The following is a 20,185-nucleotide window of genomic DNA, read 5'->3' on the forward strand; positions in this document are numbered from 1 at the left end:
ACGGGCCGAGCGACGAGATTACCGCACCGGCATCCCGTCTCCCAAACCGGAAGGCCGGAGGTCAGTCCCGGTCGGCCAGGGTGACCTCGACACCACCCACCAGGTCGGTGGTGAGGTTGTAGATGAACGCACCGAGCGTGGCACCGGCGGTCATCAGCACGATGTTCACCAGGCCGATCAGCGCAGCCCCGCCGAAGATGGTGCCGCTGGACACCAACTCGCCGCCGGAGCTGCCGCTGGCGCTGGTCAGGAGGTCCCCGACGTTGCTGTTGAGCTTGCTCCACACACCCATGCCGCCGAGGACGAGGTACAGGAACGCGACCGCGATCATCCAGACGAAGAACAGCACCACCGAGAGCAGCAGGGACACCTTGAGCATGCTCCAGGGGTCCACGCGCCGGATCTGCATGCTCGCGCGGACCGGGCCCTTGTGCTGGCGCGTGGCGACGTGCACCGCCCGGTTGCCGGCCGACGGCGTGCCTTTCGCGGGCGCCTTGGTGGCCGCGTCGGGCTGGGGACGTTCCAGCGGCTTGCGCTGCTGCTGCGGCGGGCGGGGGACAGGACCGGACAGGTCGGGGATCTCGCTGGCGTAGGAGACGCCCTGCTCGGACCGCCGGCCCGCGTCGGGACGGATGCTGTCGGCGCGCACGACGTCGGTCCGGTCGTTGCGTGGGCCGGGCTCACTGCGAGGTGGCTCGTTGCGAGGGCCGGGCTCACTGCGGGGCGGCTCGCTCCGAGGGCCAGGCTCGTTCCGGGGGCCGGGCTCACTGCGGGGCGGCTCGTTCCGCGGACCGGGCTCACTGCGCGGGCCGGGCTCGGCGTCGGTCGGCCGCGCCGGTGCCGACCCGCCCGCCATGAACCGGTTCAGGCGGTCATCCAGACCCGCCTGGCCCCCGTCCCGGGCAGGCTCCGGGCGCGCCGCCTCGGGGGCCGCATGCTGCCTGGCCCGACCGGCGGGCCCGCGCTGCCACGGAGGCAGGTCGCCGGAGCCCTGGGCCGCGGCGCCCGCGCCGTTGGCCGGGCTCGACCCCTCGCCTGAGCGCGTCGATCCCGGCTCTGTCGGTGAGCTCACCTACGACTCCTCACTCGTCGCGTCGGGGTCGGTGTTGACCTCGTCCGTGCTGTCGCCGGCTTCGGCGTTCCGCGCGATCGCGATCAGTGTGTCGCCCTCGCCCAGGTTCATCAACCGGACGCCCTTGGTCTGACGCCCTGCCTTGCGCACCTGCCGCGCCCCGGTCCGGATGACTCCGCCACCGGAGGTGATCGCGTACAGCTCGGTGTCGTCGTCGACGATCAACGCTCCGACCAGCGTGCCACGCCGCTTGTCGAACTGGATCGTCAGCACCCCCTTGCCGCCGCGGCCCTGCACCGGATACTCCTCGATGGCGGTGCGCTTGGCGTAGCCGCCGGAGGTGGCGACGAGCAGATAGGTGTCCTCGCGGACGACGTTGAGTGACAGCAGCGCATCGTCTGCGTTGAACCGCATGCCCTGCACACCCGAGGTCGCCCGGCCCATCGGCCGCAACGCCTCATCGGTCGCCGAGAACCGGATCGACTGCCCGTTCGCCGACACCAGCAGCAGGTCGTTGTCCGACGAACACAGCACCGCGCCGACCAGTTCGTCGCCGTCACGGAGGTTGACCGCGACGATGCCGCCGGAACGGTTGGAGTCGAAGTCGACCAGACGTGACTTCTTCACCAGGCCGTTGCGCGTCGCCAGCACCAGGTACGGCGCGTCCTCGTAGGTCTTGAGCTGGATGACCTGCGCGATGCGCTCTTCGGGCTGGAACGCCAGCAGGTTGGCCACGTGCTGACCGCGGGCCGTGCGCGACGCTTCGGGCAGTTCGTAGGCCTTGGCGCGGTAGACCCGGCCCTGTGTGGTGAAGAACAGGATCCAGTCGTGGGTCGAGCAGACGAAGAAGTGGTTGACGATGTCGTCCTGCTTGAGCCCCGCGCCCTGCACACCCTTGCCGCCGCGCTTCTGACTGCGGTACAGGTCGGACTTGGTCCGCTTGGCGTAGCCGGTCTCGGTGATCGTGACGACCACCTCTTCGCGGGCGATGAGGTCCTCGTCGGCGACATCGCCGTCGGCCGGGATGATCCGGGTGCGACGGTCGTCGCCGTACTTGTCGACGATCTCCTTGAGCTCGTCGTGCACGATGGCGCGCTGCCGTTCCGGCTTGGCCAGGATGTCCTCGAGGTCGGCGATCTCGGCCTCGATCTTGGCCAGATCATCGACGATGCGCTGACGCTCCAGGGCGGCGAGGCGACGCAGCTGCATGTCCAGGATCGCCTGGGCCTGGATCTCGTCGATGTCGAGCAGCTCGATCAGGCCGCTGCGGGCGATCTCCACGGTCTGCGACGCACGGATGAGGGCGATGACCTCGTCGAGCGCGTCGAGCGCCTTGACCAGACCGCGCAGGATGTGGGCCCGCTCGTTGGCCTTGCGCAACCGGTAGGTGGTGCGCCGGACGATGACTTCCAACTGATGGTTGACGTAGTACCGGATCAGCTGGTCCAGCCGCAGGGTGCGCGGCACCCCGTCGACGATCGCCAGCATGTTGGCGCCGAAGCTGGTCTGCAGCTGGGTGTGCTTGTAGAGGTTGTTCAGCACCACCTTGGCCACGGCGTCGCGCTTGATCTCCACCACGATGCGCAGGCCGACGCGGTCGCTGGACTGGTCCTCGATGTTCGAGATGCCGGTCAGCTTGCCGTCGCGCACCTGCTCGGCGATTGAGGTGATGAAGTTGTCGTGGTTGACCTGGTAGGGCAACTCGGTGATCACCAGTGAGGTGCGCCCGCGCGAATCCTCTTCGATCTCCACGACACCACGCATGCGGATCGAGCCGCGCCCGGTCTTGTAGGTGTCCTCGATGCCCTGCGATCCGACGATCAGGCCGTGCGTCGGGAAGTCGGGCCCCTTGACCCGGGACATCACCGCTTCGCAGGTGGCTTCCTCGTCGGCCTCGTGGTTGTCCAGACACCAGTAGACGGCCTCGGCCAGCTCCCGCAGGTTGTGCGGCGGCATGTTGGTGGCCATGCCGACGGCGATACCGCCCGAGCCGTTGGCGAGCAGGTTCGGGAACCTGCTCGGCAGAACCGTCGGCTCCTGCACGCGGCCGTCGTAGTTCGGGATGAAATCGACTGTTTCCTCGTCGATTTCGCGCAGCATCTCCATCGCCAACGGAGTCAGCCGCGCCTCGGTGTAGCGCATCGCGGCCGGCGGATCGTTGCCCGGTGAACCGAAGTTGCCCTGACCGTCGACCAGCGGATAGCGCAGCGACCACGGCTGGGCCATCCGGACCAGGGTGTCGTAGATCGACGAGTCGCCGTGGGGGTGGTAGTTGCCCATCGTCTCGGCAACCGAGCGTGCGGATTTCGCGTGTCCGCGGTCCGGACGGAAGCCGGAGTCGAACATCGCGTAGAGCACTCGGCGGTGCACGGGCTTGAGGCCGTCGCGGACCTCGGGGAGCGCGCGGCCCACGATGACGCTCATCGCGTAATCGATGTAGCTGCGCTGCATCTCCTGCTGGATGTCGACCGGCTCGATCCGGTCGCCGGCGTCGTCCCCGGTCGGGGGCAGCGTGGTGTCAGTCATGCAGTTGTCCTATACGTTTCGGCTGGACGGCATCAAACATCAAGGAAGCGAACGTCTTTGGCGTTCCGCGTGATGAAGCTGCGGCGCGCTTCGACGTCTTCGCCCATCAGGATCGAGAAGAGCTCGTCGGCGGCCGCGGCATCATCGAGAGTCACCTGCCGCAGCACGCGCACCGACGGATCCATCGTCGTCTCCCACAGCTCCTTGGCATCCATCTCGCCGAGGCCCTTGTACCGCTGGATACCGTCTTCGACGTTGATCCGCTTGCCCGCCGCGCGGCCCGCCTCGAGCAGGCCGTCGCGCTCCCGGTCGGAGTAGGCGAACTCCGGCTCGGTGCGCTGCCACTTGAGCTTGTACAGCGGGGGCTGCGCCAGGAAGATGTGCCCGTTCTCCACAAGGGGTTTCATGAACCGGAACAGCAGGGTGAGCAGCAGGGTGGAGATGTGCTGGCCGTCGACGTCCGCGTCGGCCATCAACACGATCTTGTGATACCGCAGCTTGGAGAGGTCGAACTCGTCGTGAATGCCGGTACCCAGCGCGGTGATGATTGCCTGGACTTCGGTGTTCTTGAGCACGCGGTCGATGCGGGCCTTCTCGACGTTGATGATCTTCCCGCGCAACGGAAGAATGGCCTGGAACATCGAATCCCGGCCGCTCTTGGCCGAGCCGCCGGCCGAATCGCCCTCCACCACATATAGTTCCGACTTGGTCGGATCGGTCGAGCGGCAGTCGGCGAGCTTGCCAGGTAGACCGCCGATGTCGGTGGCGCTCTTGCGGCGCACCAGCTCGCGGGCCTTGCGCGCGGCGATGCGGGCCTGCGCCGACGAGACCGCTTTGTTGATCACGGTTTTCGCTTCGGCCGGGTTCGACTCGAACCAGTGGTTGAGCTGCTCGTTGCAGATCTTCTGCACGAACGACTTGACCTCGGTGTTGCCGAGCTTGGTCTTCGTCTGCCCCTCGAACTGGGGCTGCGACACCTTCACCGAGATGACCGCGGCGAGGCCCTCGCGGATGTCGTCCCCGGTGAGGTTCGGGTCTTTCTCCTTGAGCAGCTTCTTGTCCTTGGCGTACTTGTTCACCACCGTCGTCAGCGCCGCACGGAACCCTTCTTCGTGGGTACCGCCCTCATGGGTGTTGATGGTGTTGGCGAAGGTGTGCACCGACTCCGAATAACCGGCGTTCCACTGCATCGCGATCTCGACCTCGTGGCCCTCGCCCTTGCCGTCGAAGTCGATGACGCTGGGCTGGATGGGGGTCTTCGTCCGGTTGATGTGCTTGACGAAGTCGACCAACCCACCCGGGTAGTGGAACACCCGGTGCTTGACCTTGTGGGGCGCGGCAGCCTCGGCGGCCTGCTCCTCGGCCGACTTGGGTGCTTCGGCGTGATCGCTGACGACATCGTCGACGATCTCCTCGGGGGCCACCCTCTCATCGGTCAGCTCGATGGTGAGGCCTTTGTTCAGGAACGCCATCTCCTGCAGACGTCGCGCGATCGTCTCGAAGTCGTAGTTGGTGGTCTCGAAGATGTCGGGATCTGCCCAGAAGCGGATGGTGGTACCGGTCTTGTCGGATTTCTCGCCCTTGCGCAAGGTCCCCGGCACCGACTTGTCGTACGTCTGGAACCACTGGTAGCCGTCTTTGTAGATGTCCGCCTCGAGGCGGGTGGACAACGCGTTGACCACGGACACACCGACACCGTGCAGGCCACCGGAGACCTGGTAGGCGCCTTCTTCGAACTTGCCGCCGGCGTGCAGCACCGTCATCACGACGTCGACGGTGGGGATCCCGGTCGCGTGCATCGCGACGGGAATGCCGCGGCCGTCGTCGGTGACCTGGACGCCGCCGTCTTCGAGGATCCGCACGTCGACGCGGGTGGCGAAGCCGGCCATCGCCTCGTCGACGGCGTTGTCCACTACCTCCCAGATAAGGTGGTGCAGGCCCCGCTCACCGGTCGAACCGATATACATGCCCGGTCGCTTACGGACGGCTTCGAGTCCTTCGAGGACCTTGATCGAATCGGCGCCGTACTCGCTCGGAGCATTCTTCTTCTGGGCAGCCACGTTGGACGCGTCTCCTTGGTTCTTTGGCAGGGGATCGCCTGCGCAGCGGTGAACGACCGCTCGCGGATCACCGACACAGTCTACCTTCACCCACCGTCAGGACTGAATCTACAGCGGCGTTTCTGTGCACCTAATCGCGCCGTGCGCGGAATTTCTCGGATCGGGCTAGGTCTTGACGCTCAGGAAAGGGCCCCGCCGTGTTCTGGCGGCTCTCAGGCAACCGCCGGATCCTCAGCCGTAGGTGTCACGCGGACCGCGTCCGCGCACGCTGTACGGACCCTTGCGCCACGAGGGACCGATCGGACCGACGATCTTCAGAGAGGTGACCACGCCGTCGCCGACGGCCGCGGCGATCTTGGCCAGGATCTGTGCCTGCACCATCCGTAGCTGGGTGGCCCACGCGGTCGACTCCGCGGACACCGTCAGCACGCCTTCGTTCAGCGTGGTCGGCGCCGCGTGCGCGGCGATCTGCTCACCCACCACCGCAGTCCACCGGCCGAACACCGCACCCTCGGCGACGCGCGGCGACCATCCGCGCGTTCGCGCGAGGTCGTTGGTCAGAGCACCGAACAGTTGGGGATCCCTGCTGTCGGGTCCCGGCCCGGACCAGCGCCGCCGCCCGCTGCCGGCGACCCGGCGCGGAGCAGGGGACTGGCGGCCCCGGCCGACGTTCTTGCCCTGCTGGCGCGCCGCACCCCGGGCCTCCTCCAGGGTTCGACGGACCAGATCCATCCCCTTGAGGCCCTCGAGGTGGGCGGGTGGCCCGACGGTTTCGTCATCGGTCATGACCGCACCACCGAAATCCTTCCCGAATCGCTGTCCTGCATCGTGATCTCGACCAGTGTCGCGTCCCAGTCGGTCGGAATGTCCTCGTGCACAGCCGCGGTCACCAGGACCTGCTCGGCAGAGGCGGCCACCTGGGCGAGCGCCTGCCGGCGCGCACTGTCGAGCTCGGCGAAGACGTCGTCGAGCAGCAGCACCGGGTCGCTTCCCTCCGCACGCAACAGTTCGTAGGCCGCCAGCCGCAGGGCCAGTGCCATCGACCAGGATTCACCGTGGCTGGCGAACCCCTTGGCGGGCTGGTCGCCGAGCCGCAACTCCAGATCGTCGCGGTGGGGTCCGACGAGGCACACCCCCCGATCGAGCTCGGCGTCGCGCCGCCGTATCAGAGCGTCCAGCAGGGCGGTCTCGAACAACTCCACGTCGCAGTTTCCCACGGCTGCTTCGGTTTCTACGGCTTCCACACTACTGCGGTAGCGGATCGACGCCGGCCGTGACGCCGGGGCCAGCAACTGGTAAGCCTTCTCGACCTCGGGCGCCAGTTCACTGACCAGGTCGACGCGCGCGGCGATGAGCTGTGCGCCGTGCGCGGCGAGATGACCGTCCCAGACGTCGAGTGTCTCGAGCGCACCGCGATCGCCCCGGTACCTCGCCGCCGACGCGGTCTTCAGCAGCGCCGTCCGTTGGCGCACCACCTTGTCGTAATCCGAACGGACAGCGGCGATCCGGGGTCGCCGGGTGGTGGCGAGCTCGTCGAGGTAGCGGCGACGCTCGCTCGGATCGCCGCGCACGAGCGCCAGATCTTCGGGAGCGAACAGCACCGCGCGCAGCACGCCGAGAATCTCGCGCGCCGAACGCACCGGGGACCGGTTCAGCCGCGCCTTGTTGGCCCGCCCGGACGTGATGTCGAGATCGACGGCCAGCTCGCGGCCCTCGTTGACGACGATGGTCGACACGACCGCACGCTCGGCGCCGGAGCGGATCAGCGGCGCGTCGGATGACACCCGGTGCGATCCCAGTGTCGACGAATACCACAGGGCCTCAACCAAATTCGTCTTGCCGAAACCGTTGGATCCGACGAACACCGTGCGTCCGGGCGCCAGCTCGAGCTCGACCCGGGCCCAGGACCGGAAGTCGGTCAGCGCGAGGTGACGTACATACACAAAGTCACCCCGGTCAGCCCGACTCACTCACTCGTTTGACGGCGTGCCCGCCGAATTGGTTGCGCAATGCCGCGACGGCCTTCATGGTCGGCGATTCGTCCTGGCGGGACAGGAACCTGGCGAACAACGAAGCCGCGATGCCTGGCACAGGTACCCGCAGCCTGATCGCCTCCTCGACGGTCCAGCGGCCCTCACCGGAATCCTCTGTGTAGCCGCTGATTTCAGCGAGCTGCGGATCTTCCTTGAGCGCCTTCGCCAGCAGCTGCTGCAGCCACGACCGCACGACGGTGCCGTTGGTCCAGGCCTGGTACACCGCTTGCGGGTCCTTGACCAGCTCCTCGGCCGCGAGCATCTCGTACCCCTCGGCGTAGGCCGTCATCAGCGCGTACTCGATGCCGTTGTGCACCATCTTCGCGAAGTGACCCGCGCCGACCGGGCCGACGTGGACGAATCCGTCTTCACGGGGACCAGGCGGGCGCAGGGTCTCGAAAATCGGCATCGCGCGTTCGACGTCGGCGTCGCTGCCGCCGACCATGAGCCCGTAGCCTTCGCTCAGACCCCAGATGCCGCCGGAGACGCCGGCATCGATGAACGCAACGCCCTTCTCCGCCAACAACTTCGCGTGGGGAGCGTCCTCGGTGTAGCGCGAGTTACCGCCGTCGATCACCAGATCGCCCTCGCCGAGGACCTCGGCCAGCGCCGTGATCGTGCTCTCCGTGACAGTGCCCGACGGCACCATCACCCACACCACGCGCGGAGACTCGAGCCGTTCGGCCAGCTCCTCGAGGGAGGCCACATCGGAGACCTCGGGCCGCGGGTCGTAACCCACCACCTCATGGCCACCGTCGCGCAGACGCGAGCGCATGTTGAAACCCATCTTGCCGAGACCGATCAGACCCAGCTGCATGTCAGCGCCCCTCCTCGTGTCGAACGACCGGTCAGCCTGGGAGACGCACCGGCATCAACAGATATACGTAATCGGTGTTGGCGGCCGGGAACGGTCCGCTTGCCCCCGCGCCCCCATCATCCTCGCCCGCCGGACGCAGAACCGCCGGGCGGCTGGGGGTGGTGAAGCCGAACGTGACCCGATCGGCGTGCAGTGAGCCGAGCCCGTCGGTCAGATACGTGGGGTTGAACGCAATGGTCAGCGGGTCGCCCGAGAACCGCACCTCGAGGTCTTCCTCCGCGCGGCCCACATCGTCGGCGCCGGCGGACAACCGCAGGACGTCGTCGGCGAACTCCATCCGGACCTGGGCGCCCCGGTCGGCCACCAGCGCCACGCGCTTGATGGCCTCGGTCAGCTCGGCGACCCCCACGGTCGCGATCGCGGTGTGTTCGGTGGGCAGCAGCTGCCGGAACTTTGGGAATTCGGCGTCGAGCAGGCGGGTGGTGCTGCGCTTGCCCTTGCTGCGGATCCCGAGCAGGCCTTCCTTGCCGACGCTCGGGCCCTGCCCCAGGGACAGATGCACCTCGTTGCCGTCGGTGCCGGCCTTGGCGGCCTCGGCGAGTGTCTTGGCCGGGACGAGGACGGCGGCTTCCACCCCTGCGGCGCCGGTCGACCAGGTCAGCTCGCGCACGGCGAGGCGGAATCGGTCGGTGGCGGCCAAAACGACCTTCTCGCCGCTGATCTCGACGCGGATGCCGGTGAGCATCGGCAGCGTGTCGTCACGACCGGCCGCGACCGCGACCTGTCCGATCGCCTCGGCGAACAGATCGGAGGACACCACCCCCGTCTCGTCGGGCAGCGTGGGCAGCGTCGGGTAGTCCTCGACGGCCATGGTGGGCAGCGAGAAGCGAGCGCTTCCGCAGGTCAGGGACACCCTGGTGCCTTCGACGCTCACGTCGACCGGCTTGGCCGGCAGAGCGCGCACGATGTCCGAGAGTAGCCGGCCGGAGACCAAAACACTTCCGGGAGAGGCGATTTCGGCGGCGATCTGCACTTCGGCCGAGACCTCGTAGTCGAATCCGGAGACCGTCAGGCCCTCGTCGGATCCGGTGAGCAGCACACCGGCCAGGACGGGCACCGTCGGCCGGGACGGCAGATTCCGGGCCACCCAGGCAACCGCGTCGGCGAAGTCTTCGCGAGCCAGCCGGAATTTCAGATCCGACAGACCAGCTGTTGTCGCCACGTTCATAGCGTCCCTTCGATGCACACCCAGACAAAGCAGTTACCAGCGGTTTTCCCGGACTGGCGCGGCGCGCCGCTCGGATGCGCTGCGACGGCCGGAACGGCTGTCGATGAACCACCGTAGAGCTTTCGGCTCCAACTTGAAAGCTAAACGATCCGGGTGACATGCAGGGCAGTTACGACGTGTCGGACCCGCTGAGTACAACTCTCCCCAGAGCTCTTCTTCTAGAAGAAAGAGATTGATAGATACAAGTATCAGTAATAGGCACTGTGCAGATTGGGGATGACCGGGGCTCGTTGCAGGCCAGGGGGGATCCGGGCATGTGTGCACCTTGGGGATATCCGGCGGGCGGCTGCGGAGCAATTGGGGATGGATGCCCGGTTGGGGAATGGGTGTGCTGTCAGAGCCGGGTTGACCTCAGGTTGTGCACAGGCCCGTGCACACCGGTGGATGTGACCGATGGGACGACAGTGGCGCAAGATTTTTGGGATTTCGACGGCCGCGTCGCGCGACACGCGTGCGACACGCGCACGACGGTTGCTCGGTGAGAGGCCAAGAAATGACAGAGCGACGGCCCGGAGCGGGACGCCAACCTGGGAAACGACCGGGGCCGGAGACACACGGGATGAGCACGGGCCCGCGCTGAGCCGCTGAGGCGTGCGAGAGGGGGGTGCTCAGCGCTTGGCGCGCTGGCGGATGCGGGTGGTGAGCTCTTTGACGTGGTCGAAAACTTCACGCCGCTCGGCCATTTCGGCGCGTATCTTCTTCTCGGCGTACATCACCGTGGTGTGATCGCGCCCGAAGGCCTGGCCGATCTTGGGCAGTGACAGATCGGTGAGCTCCCGGCACAGGTACATCGCGATCTGGCGGGACTGCGCGAGCGCGCGGGTCTTACCCGGGCCACGGAGCTCGTCGACGCTGGTCTCGAAGTACTCCGCGGTCGCGGCCATGATGGCGGCGGTGCTGATCTGCATCGTGGTGGGATCGGAGATCAGATCGCGCAGCACGATCTCGGCCAGCGACTTGTCGATCGAGGTCTTGTTCAGCGACGCGAACGCCGTGACGCGGATCAGCGCACCCTCGAGCTCGCGGATGTTGCGCTCGATCCGGCTCGCGATGAGTTCGAGGACGTCATCGGGCACGTCCAGGCGATCCATCTGAGCCTTCTTGCGCAGGATGGCAATTCGGGTCTCGAGCTCCGGCGGCTGGACATCGGTGATGAGACCCCACTCGAACCGGGTGCGCAGGCGGTCCTCGAGCGTGGCGAGCTGCTTGGGCGGCCGGTCCGAGGAGATCACGATCTGCTTGTTCGCGTTGTGCAGCGTGTTGAACGTGTGGAAGAACTCTTCCTGGATGCCGTCTTTGCCCTCGATGAACTGAATGTCATCGACGAGGAGCACGTCGATATCGCGGTAGGTCCGCTTGAACGACGCCCGGCGGTCGTCGCGCAGCGAGTTGATGAAGTCGTTGGTGAATTCCTCGGTCGACACGTACTTCACGCGCATGCCGGGGAACAGCCGCTGCGCGTAGTTGCCGGCGGCGTGCAGCAGATGGGTCTTGCCGAGGCCGGACTCACCCCAGATGAACAACGGGTTGTACGCGCGGGCCGGCGCCTCGGCGATGGCCAGCGACGCCGCGTGCGCGAACCGGTTCGACGCGCCGATGACGAACGTGTCGAACGTGTAGCGCCGGTTGAGGTTGATCGAGGTGCTGTCGTCGTCGACCGCGGTCCTGGCCCGGTTGAAGTACGTCGGCCAGCTCTCCTCGGCGCTGGCGCGCGCGGCGAGATCGTCGTCGACGTCGTCATCGTCGGATTCCGCGGGCGCCACCGGGGGAGCCGGGGTGGACGCGGCGTGATCGGGGTTGTCGGAGACCGGGTCGGCGATCCGCACGCCGAGTTCCACGCGTTGGCCGAGCTGGCGGCTCAGGGCGGCGACGATGGGTTCGCGCAGATGACGCTCGATCTCGTTCTGGACGAAGGGTGTGGGCACCGAGAGCAACGCGAAGCCTTCGGTGATCACCAGCGGCCGCACGAGCTTCAGCCATGCCCGCTGCTGAGGCGTCAGTGAACCGTTGCCGGTGCCGCCGGCGCCGTTGAGTTCGGTGACTACGTTGTTCCAGATCGCAACAAAAGGTGGATCGGGGTCAGTGGTCAACGACACGTACCCCCTCGCGGTCCCAGCAGGGACGACCAAGAGAACGAGAACGAACTGTCCACAAAGTTATCCACAGGTTGTGGAAAGAGGACACTCGTCGCCGTTCGGTTGTCTACCGGCGGGGACACCTCGTGCCGGAGCTCATCACGGTTCATTCAGTGGGCTCGCGACGAAGTGTGGGCGTCCTCGCTTCGTTGTCTTTCGCCGATCCGGCGTGGAATCGGCATTGCCAGAAGCTAACAGTTTTCTCTCCGAGTGCCAACAGTTCTGCAACATTCCCGGGGGGTGGAATCTGGCGTGGCGCAATCGTTCCAGATGAACGTGACTGCTGTGATTACTGAGATGGCTCCGAGGCCACGTCACGGCTGGTGGGTGGCCGCCGGAGGCTGCCCCGGAGCAGGTTTGACCCAGCGAAATCTCGTCAGTACCCTCGAACAGTCGCCCGCACGTGGTGATACGGCTGCGACCGGCCCCTGCCGGGGACCGCGCCGGCTAGCTATGCAAGACCGATCGAGCTTACCAACGGCCGACCGCGTCACGCCGCCATGGAACGTCATGGGGGTGTCGGGGTGGGGGCCAGACTCAACAAGGAGTGACTGCCGTGGCCAAGGGCAAGCGGACCTTCCAGCCCAACAACCGTCGCCGCGCCAAGGTGCACGGGTTCCGGCTGCGCATGCGCACCCGCGCAGGTCGTGCGATCGTCACGGCTCGGCGCGCTAAGGGCCGTCGTTCACTGACTGCGTGACGCGGTCGGGTCTGACGCGGTGCTTCCGGCACAGTTCCGGATGACGCGGTCGGCCGAGTTCGGTGCCACAGTCAGTCGAGGGGTGCGGGCAGCCCAGCCCGACCTGGTTTTGTACACACTGCGATCTGATGACACCGGTGTCCCCGGACCCCGAATCGGCCTGATCGTTTCCAAAGCCGTCGGCAATGCCGTACAGCGACATCACGTGTCGCGCCGGCTACGTCATGCCGCCCGGGCGATCCTCGATGATCTCGACCCTGCGGAACGCGTGGTGATCCGCGCCCTGCCGCGCAGCCGCGACGCGATCTCGCCTCGGCTTGAGCAGGAACTGCGCACCGCGCTGCAGCGCATCAGGGCCCGCGCCGGAGCGTCGGCGTGACCGGCCGGTCCCGCGCGGCGCGGGCGCTGATCTCCCTGATTCAGCTCTATCGCCACACCATCTCTCCACTGCGACTGCCCACCTGCCGGTTCACACCGACCTGCAGTCAGTACGCCGTCGAGGCGCTCACCGAGTTCGGACTCTTCCGGGGCAGCTGGCTGGCCCTGGTGCGCCTGCTCAAATGCGGCCCATGGCATAACGGAGGGTGGGATCCGATCCCCGATCGCGAAAGTCACAGTGACGCAACGGCGGGCAGTGCCCCCGAGGCCGCCGAGGCCCCTGAGGCCCTCGACCTCGCCGCTGACGTCGAAGCCACAGCCGAACACCGGGACAGCCCGGTGCAGCAAGGGAAGAAGCATTCGAGTGTCGTTTAACTGGTTCAGCCTCGACATCATCTATTACCCGGTGTCGGCGATCATGTGGGTTTGGTACAAGGCCTTCGCGTTCCTGATCGGCCTGATCCCCGGGGTCGACGGTCCGTCGAACTTCTTCGCCTGGGCGCTGTCGGTGATGTTCCTGGTCTTCACCCTGCGTGCCATCCTCTACAAGCCGTTCGTGCGACAGATCCGCACCACCCGGCAGATGCAGGAACTGCAGCCGCAGATCAAGGCGCTGCAGAAGAAGTACGGCAAGGACCGCCAGCGGATGGCGCTGGAGATGCAGAAGCTGCAGCGCGAACACGGCTTCAACCCGATCCTCGGCTGCCTGCCGATGCTGGCGCAGATCCCGGTGTTCCTCGGTCTGTATCACGTGCTGATGTCCTTCAACCGGACCCAGACCGGCATCGGCCGGCTCGGGCTGTCGGTGGAGGAGAACAAGCAGCTGCCCAACTACTTCTTCAGCGCCACCGACGTCGGTCACTTCCTCGATGCCAATCTGTTCGGCGCCCCGCTCGGCGCGACGATGATCCAGCAGCACGGCCTCGACGCGTTCACGGAGTTCAACCGGCTGTCGGTGGTCCTGGTGGGCCTGCCCGTGATGCTGCTCGCCGGCGTCGCCACGTACTTCAACAGTCGCGCATCGGTGGCCCGGCAGAGTCCCGAGGCCGCGGCGAATCCGCAGACCGCGATGATGAACAAGCTTGCGCTGTACGTCTTCCCGCTCGGCGTCGTGGTCGGCGGTCCGTTCCTCCCGCTGGCGATCATCCTGTACTGGTTCGCCAACAACATCTGGACCTTCGGTCAGCAGCACTACGTGTTCGGGATGATCGAGAAGGAAGAGGAGCAGAAGAAGCAGGAGGCCATCGAGCGCCGCGCCGCGAACGCGCCGGCGCCGGGCGCCAAGCCGAGCCGGAAGAAGAGGGCGGCCGGGTCCGTCGTCGAGGGTGCTCCGATCGGTGAGGCTGACTCCGCTGCGACGGCCCAGGAGATCACGGAGTCCTCGGGCGACGAGGGCGACGACACGGTGGTGGGATCCAAGGCACCTACCCAGAGTCCGTCCAAACCCGCTGCGCAGAACGGGGCGCCGAACCGCACCCCGAAACCTGGCGCGCGACCCAAGAAGAAGAAGCGTTGATACGCGGGTGACCGCGGACAAGAGAGAGGTGTAGCAATGACTGAAGTTGAAGACGGGACCAACGGCACGGCACCGGCGCCCGAGGCGTCGTCCGCGGTCGACGACGGCGCGACCGCTGCGGCGACCACCGACGCTGACGAATCGGCCGCGGACGATGGTGAAGACACCGTCGCCGCGGAGGGCAACGGTGGAACCGAGGACCTCGAAGAGAAGTTGGTCGCCGAAGGAGAGATCGCCGGCGATTACCTCGAGGAGCTTCTCGATCTGCTCGATTTCGACGGTGACATCGACCTGGACGTCGAGGGGGACCGGGCGATCGTCAGCATCGATGGCGGCACCGACCTGAACAAGCTCGTGGGCCGCAAGGGTGAGGTCCTGGACGCACTGCAGGAGCTGACCCGGTTGGCGGTGCACCAGAAGACCGGCGAGCGCAGCCGCCTGATGCTGGACATCGCGCAGTGGCGCCGCCGCCGCCGTGATGAGCTGGCCGCGCTGGGGGAGAAGGTGGCTCAGCGCGTGTTGCAGAGCGGTGAGCGCGAAGAGCTGTCCCCGATGACGCCGTTCGAGCGCAAGATCGTGCACGACGCCGTGGCGGGTATCTCGGGCGTGCACAGCGAAAGCGAGGGCGTCGAGCCCTCGCGCCGAGTCGTCGTCCTCATCGACTGAGAGTTACATCGATGTAGTTCAGCGGTTCAGGGAGAGTCGGTAGGTGGCATCGGCGCGTGCAGACGGAGGATGTTTCACGTGAAACATGCGGAGGTTCCACCACCGCCCCCGGCCGCTGTGGAGCTGTTTGGCCCATCGGTGGGTGCGGCTCAGAAGTACGCGGAGATTCTGGCGGGGGCCGGTGTGGAGCGCGGGCTGTTGGGTCCGCGCGAGATCGACCGGCTGTGGGACCGCCACATCCTCAACTGCGCCGTCGTCGGCGCGTTGCTCGTCGCCGGGGAGCGAGTTGCCGACATCGGTAGTGGCGCGGGCCTGCCCGGGATACCGTTGGCGCTGGCGCGGCCCGACGTGCGCATCGTCCTCATCGAACCATTGCTTCGCCGTAGCGACTTTCTCCGCGAAGCAATCGACGAGCTGGGGATCGAATGTGCGGTGGTGCGAGGCCGGGCTGAGGATCGAGCCGTGCGAGACGAGGTGGGGGAGGCCGACGTCGTGGTGTCGAGAGCCGTGGCCTCACTGGACAAATTGACCAAATGGGGCGCACCGCTGCTGCGCTCCGGCGGTCGGATGATGGCGATCAAAGGTGAGCGTGCCGAAGACGAGGTACGTGAGCACCGGCGGGCGATGGCGGCGCTAGGGGTGACCGAGGTGAAGGTGGAGAGATGTGGCGCTCAGTTCGTGGAACCGCCCGCGACGGTCGTCGTCGGGATCCAGGAGCCGCTGTCGGCGAAGCAGTCGCGGCCCGAGAGGAGACCTCGCTGATGGCCGGCGAACCCGACGTGTCCCGCAGCGCTGAGCCGTTGCCCGCTGCCGATGTTTCACGTGAAACGTGGAACTCTCAGAACGTCGATACGCCGATCGGCGCGGAGGCGGAACGTGCCGTCCGCCTGATGCAGGCCGCCGTCCAGGGACAGTTGCCCCGGCCCGAACACCAACGGGTCTTCACCATCGCCAACCAGAAGGGCGGTGTCGGTAAGACGACCACCGCAGTGAACATCGCTGCGGCGCTCGCCCTGCAGGGGTTGCGCACGCTTGTCATCGACCTCGACCCGCAGGGCAATGCCAGTACTGCGCTCGGTATCGAACACCGGCCCGGAACGCCGTCGTCCTACGAAGTCCTCATCGGAGAGATCTCCGTCGAGACTGCGTTGCAACGCAGCCCGCACAATGAACGCCTGTACTGCATTCCTGCCACCATCGACCTGGCCGGCGCCGAGATCGAATTGGTCAGCATGGTCGCCCGCGAGGGACGGCTTCGCACCGCGCTCGCGGAGCTCAAGGACTACGACTTCGACTACGTCTTCATCGACTGCCCGCCCTCGCTGGGGCTGCTCACCATCAACGCACTCGTCGCCGCGCCGGAGGTGTTGATCCCGATCCAGTGCGAGTATTACGCCCTGGAGGGCGTCGGTCAGTTGCTCCGCAATATCGAGATGGTCAAAGCCCACCTCAACCCGGCGCTGGACGTGACGACCGTCGTGCTGACGATGTATGACGGACGGACCAAGCTCGCCGATCAAGTGGCAATGGACGTCCGCGAGCACTTTGGGGACAAGGTGCTGCGCACCGTGATTCCGCGCAGCGTGAAGGTGTCCGAGGCACCCGGTTACGGGATGACGATCATCAATTACGACCCGGGTTCCCGCGGGGCGATGAGCTATCTGGATGCGAGTCGCGAGCTCGCCCTCCGCGGCCGACCGGCCCAGAGTCGATGAACCACCGGGCAATGAAAGCCCCGGCCGAAGGAGGAACGGCGCGATGAGCAAGCCGACCAGCAAGCGCAGTGGCCTCGGACGGGGGCTGGCATCGCTGATCCCGACGGGTCCCGCGGAGAGCGGGCAGCCGGCCACCCTGGGACCGAAGATGGGTGGTGCCGCTGCCGACGTTCTCCTGGGCGGCGCACCGTCGCCGGCGCCCCCCGACGAGGCGACGAACCCCGCCGGCGCGGTGTACCGAGAGATCCCGCCGTCGCAGATCGACCCGAACCCCCGCCAGCCGCGACAGGTCTTCGACGAGGAGGCGCTGGCCGAGCTGGTCCACTCCATCCGCGAGTTCGGGTTGATGCAGCCGATCGTGGTACGCGCGACCCCGGGCGAGGCCGGTGCCACACCGCGCTATCAGCTCGTGATGGGGGAGCGGCGGTGGCGGGCTGCACAGGTCGCGGGAGTCGCGTCGATCCCGGCGATCGTGCGGGAGACGTCCGACGACAGCATGCTGCGCGATGCTCTGCTGGAGAACATCCACCGCGCTCAACTGAACCCGTTGGAAGAGGCCGCCGCCTATCAGCAGCTGCTCGAAGAGTTCGGTGTCACCCACGATGAACTGGCATCGCGGATCGGACGATCGCGGCCACTGATCACCAACATGATCCGGCTGCTGCGTCTGCCCATCGCCGTCCAGCGTCGGGTCGCGGCCGGTGTCCTCTCGGCGGGGCACGCCCGCGCCCTGTTGTCGCTCGACGCCGGGCCCGAGGCGCAGGAGGAGCTGGCCGCACGGATCGTGGCCGAGGGTCTGTCGGTGCGAGCCACCGAAGAGGCCGTCACCCTGGCCAACCGCAACGGCGACGCGCCTCCCGCCGCGCCTCGCCGCAAGCCGATCCAGATGCCCGGCCTGCAGGATGTCGCCGAGCAGCTCTCGACAGCGTTCGATACCCGCGTCACGGTCAGCCTCGGGAAACGCAAGGGCAAGATCGTGGTCGAGTTCGGCTCCGTGGACGATTTGCAGCGAATTGTGGAGTTGATGAACGCGTCGCAGCAGTGACCGGTCACACCGGGGAATTACGTCACTGTGACACAGAACCGGGGTCCGTAGGGCCGGCGGCCACGCTGTCGCGCAAAGGCATTGCCTCGCAGATGAATTCGTTTCAATGGCCGCAGATCCCCCGGATCGGACGTCAGATCGGGCCGGGGTGGACAACGCCTTCTATCCTGGAGAGGACGCCGTCCCGTCGGGCGCGGCGGAAAGACCGGGGAGTGTAGTGTCCGCACGTATCACGCCGCTTCGGCTCGAGGCCTTCGAGCAGCTGCCCAAGCATGCACGGCGCTGTGTGTACTGGGAGGTCGACCCCGGCATCGTCGACGGTGGCGATCAGCTGTCCGACCCCGAGTTCGAAAAAGAAGCGTGGCTCTCGATGGTCATGCTCGAGTGGGGATCGTGCGGGCAGGTCGCCGTCGAGCGCCGAGCGACCGTCCTCGGAGACGAGCTGCTGTCGGACACGGACGACGAGCCCTGTCTGGGGTACGTGTTCTACGCCCCACCGCGATCGGTGCCGCGCGCCGGTCGATTTCCGACGGGCCCCGTCAGTGCCGACGCGGTTCTGCTGACCACCTTGGGCGTCGAATCCGGAGCACAGGGTGCAGACCTGTCCCACACCTTGATCACCGCGGTCGTCGGTGATCTGGTGCGCCGCGGTGTGCGCGCGCTGGAAGCGTTCGGCCGCACCGCGGCGGCCGGTGAACTGTCCACGCTGCAGTCGTTGCCGCCAGATGTCCGTCCGGTGGTCGATGCGTTGGGTGATTGCTCGGTCGAGCAGTGCGTGCTGGACGCCGACCTTCTTCTGGACGCCGGGTTCGTCGTGGTGTCACAGCACACGTACTTTCCGCGGCTGCGGCTCGAGCTCGAACAGGGCCTGGGCTGGAAGGCCGGTGTGGAGGCTGCGCTGGAACGACTGCTGGAAGGCGCTCAGCTCGGGCAGCCGGTCGGCGCGGGCGCGAGCCCCTGCCGGTAGGCCGGCGTCAGACGCGGCGGGCCTGCTCGACGGACAGCTCGTGGGCGAGAAGCTCGGCGAAGGTGAAAGTTCCCGTGGGACGGTCGTTCTTCCCCAGGAGGTAAAGCCGCTTCACGGCCGCCAGGATGCCCTCGGCCAGCGCGTCACGCGACGCCGGCGAGACGAGCGTGGCGCGGTCGTTCGGATTGGTGATGTAGCCGACGTCGACCTGAACGGTGGGCATCCGGGTCAGCCGGAGCAGGTCCCAGGTGCGGCCGTGCACGCGGCAGTCGCGTAACCCGGTGCGGGCCACCACTTCCCGCTGGATGAAGTCGGCGAGATTGCGCCCGATCGTGGACACCGAGCCGTGCGAATTGCCGAAGTGGAACGAGGCCACGCCGTTGGCTGCGGGGTTCGCCTGGGTGGCGCAGCGCAGGCTGATCATCATGTCGGCGCCGACGGTGTTGGCGGTCGCGGCGCGTTCTGCGTCGGTGGGGGAGGCGTTCACCGGGCGGGACAGGAAGGTCTCGATCCCGATGGCCGTCATCCGGCCCTCGAGACGACTGGCCAAGTCCCACAAGATGTCTGCCTCGCTGATCGGCCCCGACGGTCCGTTCAGGATGACGCCGTGGTCGGCGCCGCCACGGCCCGGGTCGACGATGATCCGCTTGCCCGACAGCCGAGGGCCCGAGCTGCGCACCAGCTCCTCCTCGCGGATGGCGTGCGGAGACCCACCGGTGACCCGGGATCCCAGAAAGTACAGGGACCGCAACGTCTCCGGGCCACAAATCCCGTCGGGATACAAGCCGTACTCGCGCTGGTACGACGACAACGCGTTGTGGGTCTGGAGTCCGAAATGCCCGTCCACCAGCCCGGTGTAGAAGCCGAGGTCCTGCAGACGCGCCTGCAGCGTGGCGACATCGTCGCCGTACATCGGTGCACCGAACTGGTGGTTCAGCGTGCGCGCGCCGAGGCGGTAGGACGCTTCCTTCAGCGCGCGATAGGTCGCCTCGCCGACGACACCGTCGACCAGGAGACCCCGGTGCTGCTGAAAAGCCCGCACGCCGCGGTCGAGTTCGTCGTCGAACATGTCCGCCGCGTAGTGCTTACCGGTGGACAGGTCGTCGTCGGGGCTTTCGAGCATCCCCAGCGCCGCGAGAGCGGCCCTGATCTCGGCAACCGCACCCCCGCGGTCACCGCGACGCAGACTCGACATAGGCAAGATTGTCTCAGACCGACAGGGGATTCGGGAAAACCCCAGGCAGTTGTCGGCAGCGCGATTCGCGGC

Annotated in this window: 17 protein-coding genes and 1 pseudogene; 9 read left to right on the forward strand and 9 right to left on the reverse strand. The window is 66.9% G+C overall.

What is annotated here, in order from left to right; translation table 11 throughout:
* Positions 1-61: 61 nt before the first annotated feature.
* From FHR72_RS02340 to dnaA, 8 genes and pseudogenes are all read right to left on the reverse strand, one after another.
* Positions 62-1,072, reverse strand: a complete 1,011-nt coding sequence (locus FHR72_RS02340; RefSeq protein WP_183466283.1) for a DUF3566 domain-containing protein — start codon at positions 1,070-1,072, stop codon at positions 62-64.
* The gene (gyrA, locus tag FHR72_RS02345) at positions 1,073-3,598 is read right to left on the reverse strand and encodes a DNA gyrase subunit A (protein ID WP_183466284.1); all 2,526 of its coding nucleotides are present in this window, start codon (positions 3,596-3,598) and stop codon (positions 1,073-1,075) included.
* 32 nt (positions 3,599-3,630) lie between these two features.
* Positions 3,631-5,658 carry a DNA topoisomerase (ATP-hydrolyzing) subunit B gene (gene gyrB, locus FHR72_RS02350; protein ID WP_183466285.1) on the reverse strand — a complete coding sequence of 676 codons (2,028 nt, stop codon included), beginning with the start codon at positions 5,656-5,658 and terminating at the stop codon, positions 3,631-3,633.
* Positions 5,659-5,889: 231 nt separating this feature from the next.
* Positions 5,890-6,444, reverse strand: coding sequence for a DUF721 family protein (locus FHR72_RS02355; protein WP_183466286.1), 555 nt, complete (start codon positions 6,442-6,444; stop codon positions 5,890-5,892).
* Entirely contained in the window at positions 6,441-7,601 is a 1,161-nt protein-coding gene (recF, locus tag FHR72_RS02360; RefSeq protein ID WP_183466287.1) for a DNA replication/repair protein RecF, read from the reverse strand. The genes FHR72_RS02355 and recF overlap by 4 nt, the downstream gene beginning before the upstream one ends.
* A gap of 13 nt (positions 7,602-7,614) precedes the next feature.
* A pseudogene (gnd, locus tag FHR72_RS02365) lies at positions 7,615-8,526 on the reverse strand (phosphogluconate dehydrogenase (NAD(+)-dependent, decarboxylating)); the annotation flags it as partial.
* 13 nt (positions 8,527-8,539) lie between these two features.
* Positions 8,540-9,736, reverse strand: a complete 1,197-nt coding sequence (gene dnaN, locus FHR72_RS02370; protein WP_183466289.1) for a DNA polymerase III subunit beta — start codon at positions 9,734-9,736, stop codon at positions 8,540-8,542.
* A 668-nt stretch (positions 9,737-10,404) separates the two neighbouring features.
* Positions 10,405-11,886 carry a chromosomal replication initiator protein DnaA gene (gene dnaA, locus FHR72_RS02375; protein ID WP_183466577.1) on the reverse strand — a complete coding sequence of 494 codons (1,482 nt, stop codon included), beginning with the start codon at positions 11,884-11,886 and terminating at the stop codon, positions 10,405-10,407.
* A gap of 601 nt (positions 11,887-12,487) precedes the next feature.
* Here dnaA and rpmH point away from each other — a divergent pair.
* The 9 genes from rpmH (at position 12,488) to FHR72_RS02420 (ending at position 18,918) form a co-directional block, all read left to right on the forward strand.
* Positions 12,488-12,631: a 50S ribosomal protein L34 gene (gene rpmH / locus FHR72_RS02380; RefSeq protein WP_003930923.1), complete on the forward strand. Its 144-nt coding sequence runs from the start codon at positions 12,488-12,490 to the stop codon at positions 12,629-12,631.
* Between the two features lie 19 nt (positions 12,632-12,650).
* Positions 12,651-13,010 (forward strand): ribonuclease P protein component, encoded by a 360-nt coding sequence (gene rnpA / locus FHR72_RS02385; protein WP_183466290.1) that lies wholly within the window; start codon positions 12,651-12,653, stop codon positions 13,008-13,010.
* Positions 13,007-13,384: a membrane protein insertion efficiency factor YidD gene (gene yidD / locus FHR72_RS02390; protein ID WP_183466291.1), complete on the forward strand. Its 378-nt coding sequence runs from the start codon at positions 13,007-13,009 to the stop codon at positions 13,382-13,384. Before rnpA ends, yidD begins: the two co-directional genes overlap by 4 nt.
* A 43-nt stretch (positions 13,385-13,427) precedes the next feature.
* Positions 13,428-14,525: a membrane protein insertase YidC gene (gene yidC / locus FHR72_RS02395; RefSeq protein ID WP_221192999.1), complete on the forward strand. Its 1,098-nt coding sequence runs from the start codon at positions 13,428-13,430 to the stop codon at positions 14,523-14,525.
* A 36-nt stretch (positions 14,526-14,561) separates the two neighbouring features.
* On the forward strand, positions 14,562-15,191 hold the full coding sequence (locus FHR72_RS02400) for a Jag family protein (protein ID WP_183466293.1): 630 nt from the start codon (positions 14,562-14,564) through the stop codon (positions 15,189-15,191).
* Between the two features lie 78 nt (positions 15,192-15,269).
* Positions 15,270-15,953, forward strand: coding sequence for a 16S rRNA (guanine(527)-N(7))-methyltransferase RsmG (gene rsmG, locus FHR72_RS02405; protein ID WP_183466294.1), 684 nt, complete (start codon positions 15,270-15,272; stop codon positions 15,951-15,953).
* A complete protein-coding gene (locus FHR72_RS02410) occupies positions 15,953-16,906 on the forward strand; it encodes a ParA family protein (protein WP_260155723.1) in 954 nt (317 codons plus the stop codon). The genes rsmG and FHR72_RS02410 overlap by 1 nt, the downstream gene beginning before the upstream one ends.
* Positions 16,907-16,949: 43 nt before the next feature.
* The gene (locus tag FHR72_RS02415) at positions 16,950-17,951 is read left to right on the forward strand and encodes a ParB/RepB/Spo0J family partition protein (protein WP_183466295.1); all 1,002 of its coding nucleotides are present in this window, start codon (positions 16,950-16,952) and stop codon (positions 17,949-17,951) included.
* A gap of 217 nt (positions 17,952-18,168) precedes the next feature.
* Positions 18,169-18,918 (forward strand): acetyltransferase, encoded by a 750-nt coding sequence (locus tag FHR72_RS02420; RefSeq protein WP_183466296.1) that lies wholly within the window; start codon positions 18,169-18,171, stop codon positions 18,916-18,918.
* 7 nt (positions 18,919-18,925) lie between these two features.
* Here FHR72_RS02420 and FHR72_RS02425 read toward each other — a convergent pair whose 3' ends face one another.
* Positions 18,926-20,113 (reverse strand): N-acetylmuramoyl-L-alanine amidase, encoded by a 1,188-nt coding sequence (locus tag FHR72_RS02425; protein WP_183466297.1) that lies wholly within the window; start codon positions 20,111-20,113, stop codon positions 18,926-18,928.
* Between the last annotated feature and the right edge of the window lie 72 nt (positions 20,114-20,185).

The organism is Mycolicibacterium iranicum (assembly GCF_014190915.1).
GTDB classification, from domain to species: Bacteria; Actinomycetota; Actinomycetes; order Mycobacteriales; family Mycobacteriaceae; genus Mycobacterium; species Mycobacterium iranicum_B.

Bases quoted from the DNA above. Each gene is read 5' to 3' on its own strand.
- gyrA (WP_183466284.1), bottom strand. From the start codon at position 3,598: ATGACTGACACCACGCTGCCCCCGACCGGGGACGACGCCGGCGACCGG.
- FHR72_RS02355 (WP_183466286.1), bottom strand. From the start codon at position 6,444: ATGACCGATGACGAAACCGTCGGGCCACCCGCCCACCTCGAGGGCCTC.
- dnaN (WP_183466289.1), bottom strand. From the start codon at position 9,736: ATGAACGTGGCGACAACAGCTGGTCTGTCGGATCTGAAATTCCGGCTG.
- yidC (WP_221192999.1), top strand. From the start codon at position 13,428: ATGTGGGTTTGGTACAAGGCCTTCGCGTTCCTGATCGGCCTGATCCCC.
- FHR72_RS02400 (WP_183466293.1), top strand. From the start codon at position 14,562: ATGACTGAAGTTGAAGACGGGACCAACGGCACGGCACCGGCGCCCGAG.
- FHR72_RS02410 (WP_260155723.1), top strand. From the start codon at position 15,953: ATGGCCGGCGAACCCGACGTGTCCCGCAGCGCTGAGCCGTTGCCCGCT.
- FHR72_RS02415 (WP_183466295.1), top strand. From the start codon at position 16,950: ATGAGCAAGCCGACCAGCAAGCGCAGTGGCCTCGGACGGGGGCTGGCA.
- FHR72_RS02425 (WP_183466297.1), bottom strand. From the start codon at position 20,113: ATGTCGAGTCTGCGTCGCGGTGACCGCGGGGGTGCGGTTGCCGAGATC.